Here is a 5,421-nt window from a genome sequence, read left to right as displayed (position 1 = left end):
GGCGACGGCTGGACCGGCCTTCGCCGTCCTCGCGGGTCTCGGCGCCGGGAGCCTCGCTGCGGCGCGGTTCGCCTTGGCGAGCCTCGATGGGGCGGGCGCCCGGACGAGCGTCCTGGCGAGGCTCGGAACGCGGGCGCTCGTCGCGGCGACCGCGGCCGCCGTCACGGCCCCGATCATTGTCGCGGCTTTTGGCGCCGTCGCGACCACGCTGTTCGTCGCGTCCGCCGGCCGGTCGCTGCTGACCGTCGACGCGGGCCGCACCGCGGTTGCGGTCGCCGCCCTGGCCGCGGTCCTGGCCGCGACCGCGGTCGGAGCCGCGACCACGGTCCGAACCACGACCCCGATCGCCGGGCGCTGCGGATCGCGGCGCGTCCTGCCGGCCGCGGGCGCCGCCGCGGCGGCGGACGCGGACGCGGGCCGAGCGGCGGCCGATCAGGCCGAACAGGCCGTCCTTGCCTTCTTCGAGCACTTCGATCTGGACCTCGTCGCGACGGGCGCCGAGTTGGAGCAGGGCTTCGGAGACGGCCTCGTCGACCGTGCGGCCCTTGCTCTCGCAGACGTCGCCTGGCAGTTTCTCGTTCTTCACGCTGGTGCACCTCCCGATGCGGGTGCGGACTTGTGGATCCTCCAGGTCTGCAGGGCCGTGACGGCCGTGTTGATCGTCCAGTAGATCACGAGTCCGGAAGGCATGTTGTAGAGGAAGAAGAGCATCATCACGGGCATGATCGTGTTCATGGCCGCCATCTGTCCGCCCGCGCCGCCGGTGGGCGTGAGCTTGGTCTGCCACCAGGTCACCGCCGCCATCAGCAGGGGCAGCAGGTTGAACAGGTTGCCGAGCAGGGGCAGGGAGAACGGCAGCACGAACAGCGCGTCGGGTTGCGACAGGTCCTTGATCCAGCCCAGCCAGGGCGTCATGCGCAGGTCCACCATGTTGTAGAGCACCTGGTAGAGTGCGATGAACACCGGCATCTGGACCAGCATCGGCATGCAGCCCGACATGCCCGCGAGGGGATTCACTCCCTCTTCCTTGTAGAGTTTCATCATCTCCTGGTTGTAGCGCTGCGGGTCGCCGCTGTGCTTCTTCTTCAGCGCGTCCAGCTTCGGCTTCAGCCTGGCCTGCGAGTCCTGCATCTGCTTCATGGCCTTGGTGCCCTTGGCCGTCAGCGGCCAGAACACCAGCTTGCTGAGGATGGAGATGATGACGATGACCCAACCGTAGTTGGGGATGAACCCGTGCAGCCAGTTCATCAGGCGCAGCACGAGTTCGCTGATGGGCTGGATCCACTTCCAGCCCAGGTTCACGATCTTCTCGAGATCGTGGCCGTGGGCCCGCAGACGACGGTAGTCGTTGGGGCCGAGATAGAGCGACAGCGCGGCGGTCGCGGCGCCGGCGCCGGGACGCGCGGGGACCTCGAACTCCCAGGCCTGGTGGCCCGTCTCGCGGTCGCCGCCGAGCTTGACGCGGCCCTCGGCGGCCGAGCGGCCGTCGTCGGGCAGGAAGCCGAGGATCGAGAAGTACTTGTTCTGCACGCCGGCGAAGCGGATGGTGCCGCGGAACGCCTCTTCGCCCTTGCCCTTGACCACGTTGTCCTGCGACATCGCGTGGAAGTCCTCCCCCACCTGCACGAAGGAGCGGAAGCTGCCGCGCTGCATCATGGCCTTGGTCGCGTGCTCGGTGATCGCGATGCCGCGCCGCCAGACGAAGCGTGCGCCGCGCAGCACGGGGCCGCCCGACGGCGTCTCGTAGCGCACGTCCACGATGTAGTCGCCGGGCCGCAGCGTGTAGATCTTGCGCACGACCAGGCCGCCGGCGCCCGCGGCCTCCAGCACCAGCTCGCGCGGCGCGTCGAGCGCGCCCAGCGTGAAGCCCGCCTCGCCGACGGGCAGGAACGGCGCCCGGCCGACGTCCAGCTCGCCGCTCTCGCGCACCAGGACATCGCCCGCGGGCGGTTCGTCGAGAGCGCCGGCGGGGGGCACCAGCTCCACGCCGCCGCCGTCGCCGTTGCGGTAGTCGCGGAGCTTGCAGCCGACGATCGCGCCGCCGGCCTCGGCGATGCGCAGCGTGAATAGCTCGTTGCCGATCTCGTAGACCGCGTCGCCCGGCGTCGCGAAGACGCCGCCGGGGCCGGCCGCGAAGGCGGCCGACGTATCGGTCGCGGCGAAGGCCGCGGGCCCGGCGGCTCCCGCGTCGCCGACGACGACTTCGGCGCCGCTCCCGGAGACGCTCTCGGCGGCGGGGCGCACCGGCACCGGTTCCGGCCGGTAGCGGTCCATCACCTTCGACCAGACCAGGAACAGGACCAGGAACAGCAGCATGGCCAGGAGCGTGCGTCTATCCATGACGGTGATCTCCGTGGTGGGAGGAGGCGCCCGCCGCGACGGGGGGCACCGGATCGTGGCCGCCGGCGCGCCAGGGGTGGCAGCGCAGGATGCGGCGCGCGGCGAGGACCGTCCCGCGCCGCAGGCCGTGCGTGCGCAGGGCCTCGGCGGCGTATTCGGAACACGACGGTTCGTAGCGGCACGTGGCGGGCAGCAGCGGCGAGAGCAGACGCTGGTAGATCCTGACCAGCAGGTAGGGCGCGCGCCACATGCTTCTAGTGACCCTCCGGCTGCTGCGGCCGACCGGCGTCGGGCTCGACTCGATCGGGCTCGGCTCGGTCAGGCTCGTCCAGGCGGGCGAGCGCGGCGCGCGCGTCCACGATGACGTCGTGGATGTCGCGCTCGAGGATCGGCCGCCGTCCCACCGCGACGACCCACAGGCCCGTCGCGGCCTCACCGTCATCCTGCGGTCTCGCCCCGGCGCCGTCGACAAACCAGGCGGTCTTCTTCACGGTCGCTTCCGAGCCCGGGAAGAACACCGCCTGGAGCATGTGCCGCAGAAGTCGCTTGGCCCGATTGCGCTGGACGGCTCCGCCGACCTTCTTGCTGGCGACGACCGCCTTGGCGTCGTCCGGAGCCGGAAGCAGATGGAGGACGAACGTGCGGGTGACGAGTTTCCGGCCTTCCAGATAGACCTTTTGGAAATCCTTCTGCCGGGTCAGCGATCGCGGATTCACATCCGTCCTCGAGGTCCCGACATCAGACCCATCCCGACATCAGACGCTCACGCGCTTGCGGCCCTTGGCGCGGCGGCGCTTCAGGACGAGGCGCCCGCCCTTGGTGGCCATCCGCGAGCGGAAGCCGTGGGTGCGGGCGCGCTTGATATTGCTGGGCTGATAGGTCCTCTTCACGGGGGCCTTCCTTGTGCAACGGGTTTTCAGAGCAGAACCGATGAAGATTATGCCGATTGCGGGGGAGTGTCAAGGAACTTCGCCGACGGATCGGCCCCGGAATGCCGCCGCGAGGCGGTTCCGGGGTCCGGCGGGTCCGGGACACCAAGGCCGGGCCGCCGACCGGAACCGGAGGGGGCGGCCGGCCTCTAGGGGCGCAACTCCCTGAACGCCTGGGAGTTCAGGTCTTTTTAAAACGCCCGGAAGAAAATCCTTGCAGCCCATTTTGGGCCATGCTAGCTTCGCTCCACGGCTGTTGAAAACCAAGGAATGGCACCCCAAGATTATCCACAATTCCTCGGTCCTGTGGATAACCTGACATAGAAACCCGGCGTCGGTTTTCGCAACTCAATGAAATTGCTGGATTTGTCGTGGCGGCCCGCCTGTGCATAAGTGGGCGCCGGTTGGGGAAGTCCGTCTCGCGATCAAGGAAGGGGCACCCACCTGATGGAACTGGCTCCCCTGACCAGCTACTGGGACGCGGTCCTCGACCTGATCCGCCAGAAGGTCTCCCAGCAGACCTTCGAGACCTGGTTCTCGCCCCTGCGCCCGGTGGCGTGGGACGCCGACGGGATCCGGATCCTGTGCCCGGACCGGTTCTTCCAGGACTGGTTCAGCGAACACCACTCCGCGACGCTCACCCAGGCCCTGGCCGACCACTTCGGGCGGCCCGTGACCTGCACCTACACGTTCGACGAGACCGCATCGGACCGCCGGCGCGACCTGTTCGACGCCGGCGCCATCGTCGAGGAGGCCGAGGTGCTGCCCGCGGAGGAGCCGACTCCCCCGCCCACCGCTGCCCGCCAGGGCCACGGCCGGATCTACCTGAACCGCGACTACACCTTCGACAGCTTCGTCATCGGCTCTGGTTCGAAGATGGCCTACGCGGCCTCGGTGGCGGTCAGCGAGAAGCCGGGCGGGGTCTACAACCCGCTGTTCATCCACGGCGGCGTCGGCCTGGGCAAGACCCACCTGATGCACGCCATCGGCAACGCGGTGCTGGCCGGGGCGCCCGGGCGCAAGGTCTGCTACATCACGGCCGAGCAGTTCATGAACGACCTGATCTGGTCGATCCAGAAGAACCGCACCTACGAGTTCAAGAACGAGTACCGCAACGTCGACGTCCTGCTGGTGGACGACGTGGCCTTCCTCGCGGGCAAGGAGTCCACGCAGGAGGAGTTCTTCCACACGTTCAACACGCTCTACAACGACAGCAAGCAGATCGTGCTGACCTCGGACCGCCCGCCCAAGGAGATCCCCACGCTCGAGGAGCGCCTGCGCTCGCGTTTCGAGTGGGGCCTGCTGGTGGACGTCCAGGCGCCCGATTTCGAGACCCGGGTCGCGATCCTCAAGAAGAAGGTCGAGACCAACAACATCTACATCTCCGACGACGTCATCGAGTACGTCGCCACGAACGTCACCAACAACATCCGCAATCTCGAGGGAGCGCTGATCAAACTCCTGGCGTTTGCAGGTCTCACTGGCAGCGAGATCAGTCTGGACATGGCCTCCGAAGTACTCTCCTCCGTGTTCCAGACGTCTCCGGTCAGGGCGGCGACGATCGCCGACGCGATGCATGTCTCTTGCGAGCATTATCGCGTCACGGTCGATCAGCTCAAGTCCAAACGGCGCACCCAGGACCTCGTCCTGGCCCGCCAGGTGGCCATGTATCTCGCCAGGGAAAAGGTCGGCGTCTCCCTCAACCAAATCGGCCGCGCGTTCGGCAACCGCGACCACACCACCGTCCTGCACGCGTGCCAGAAGATCAGGGGTCTCATCGAGGAGGACCCGCGCTTCCGCGGGACCATCAAGGACCTCTTCGCACGCTTCTAGGACGACGCTCCCGGCCGGCCTCCCCGCGGAGGCCGGCCTCGCTTTCCCCCCCGGCGCGCCTGGGGAGAAACCTGTGGACGAGCGGTGCGCGAAACGTGCACGGACGCGGCCCGGTGGACGACGGGCCGCAAACCCCCGGGTCATCCACGAACCGTCCACCATCCGCAACGGCGCCGCAGGGCGCTCCTGGGTGTCGCCGGGCGGGAAAGGGGCGGAAACCGGGGAGATATCCACCCTGTCCACCGCTCCTACTACCTCTCCTACTTTATCTATAAAGACTTGAAGAGGGAGAGCGCGGTTCCTATCATGGGCATCCCTC

General features: G+C 68.1%; 6 protein-coding genes. 1 reads left to right on the top strand and 5 read right to left on the bottom strand.

Going from position 1 to position 5,421, the window contains the following annotated elements; genetic code table 11:
* From Q7W29_10625 to rpmH, 5 genes are all read right to left on the bottom strand, one after another.
* Positions 1-586: Jag N-terminal domain-containing protein (locus Q7W29_10625; protein ID MDO9172274.1), on the bottom strand; the 586-nt coding region annotated here is incomplete at its 3' end.
* The gene (gene yidC, locus Q7W29_10620) at positions 583-2,340 is read right to left on the bottom strand and encodes a membrane protein insertase YidC (protein ID MDO9172273.1); all 1,758 of its coding nucleotides are present in this window, start codon (positions 2,338-2,340) and stop codon (positions 583-585) included. The genes Q7W29_10625 and yidC, both read right to left, overlap by 4 nt.
* Positions 2,333-2,590, bottom strand: coding sequence for a membrane protein insertion efficiency factor YidD (yidD, locus tag Q7W29_10615; protein MDO9172272.1), 258 nt, complete (start codon positions 2,588-2,590; stop codon positions 2,333-2,335). Before yidD ends, yidC begins: the two co-directional genes overlap by 8 nt.
* A 4-nt stretch (positions 2,591-2,594) precedes the next feature.
* The gene (rnpA, locus tag Q7W29_10610; GenBank protein ID MDO9172271.1) at positions 2,595-3,056 is read right to left on the bottom strand and encodes a ribonuclease P protein component; all 462 of its coding nucleotides are present in this window, start codon (positions 3,054-3,056) and stop codon (positions 2,595-2,597) included.
* 39 nt (positions 3,057-3,095) lie between these two features.
* Complete coding sequence (rpmH, locus tag Q7W29_10605; GenBank protein MDO9172270.1) at positions 3,096-3,230, bottom strand: 50S ribosomal protein L34; 135 nt, start codon at positions 3,228-3,230, stop codon at positions 3,096-3,098.
* A gap of 486 nt (positions 3,231-3,716) precedes the next feature.
* On the opposite strand from rpmH, the gene dnaA reads away from it, so the two are divergent.
* The gene (gene dnaA / locus Q7W29_10600; protein MDO9172269.1) at positions 3,717-5,102 is read left to right on the top strand and encodes a chromosomal replication initiator protein DnaA; all 1,386 of its coding nucleotides are present in this window, start codon (positions 3,717-3,719) and stop codon (positions 5,100-5,102) included.
* Positions 5,103-5,421 lie beyond the last annotated feature (319 nt).

Source organism: bacterium (assembly GCA_030654305.1).
Classification (GTDB): domain Bacteria; phylum Krumholzibacteriota; class Krumholzibacteriia; order LZORAL124-64-63; family LZORAL124-64-63; genus PNOJ01.
Note: the sequence above shows the minus strand (reverse complement) of the source record. Positions and strands in the feature narration are given on the sequence as shown.

What these genes read in the sequence shown, in the direction of transcription:
- yidC (MDO9172273.1), bottom strand. Translation starts at nt 2,340, where the DNA reads ATGGATAGACGCACGCTCCTGGCCATGCTGCTGTTCCTGGTCCTGTTC.
- yidD (MDO9172272.1), bottom strand. Translation starts at nt 2,590, where the DNA reads ATGTGGCGCGCGCCCTACCTGCTGGTCAGGATCTACCAGCGTCTGCTC.
- dnaA (MDO9172269.1), top strand. Translation starts at nt 3,717, where the DNA reads ATGGAACTGGCTCCCCTGACCAGCTACTGGGACGCGGTCCTCGACCTG.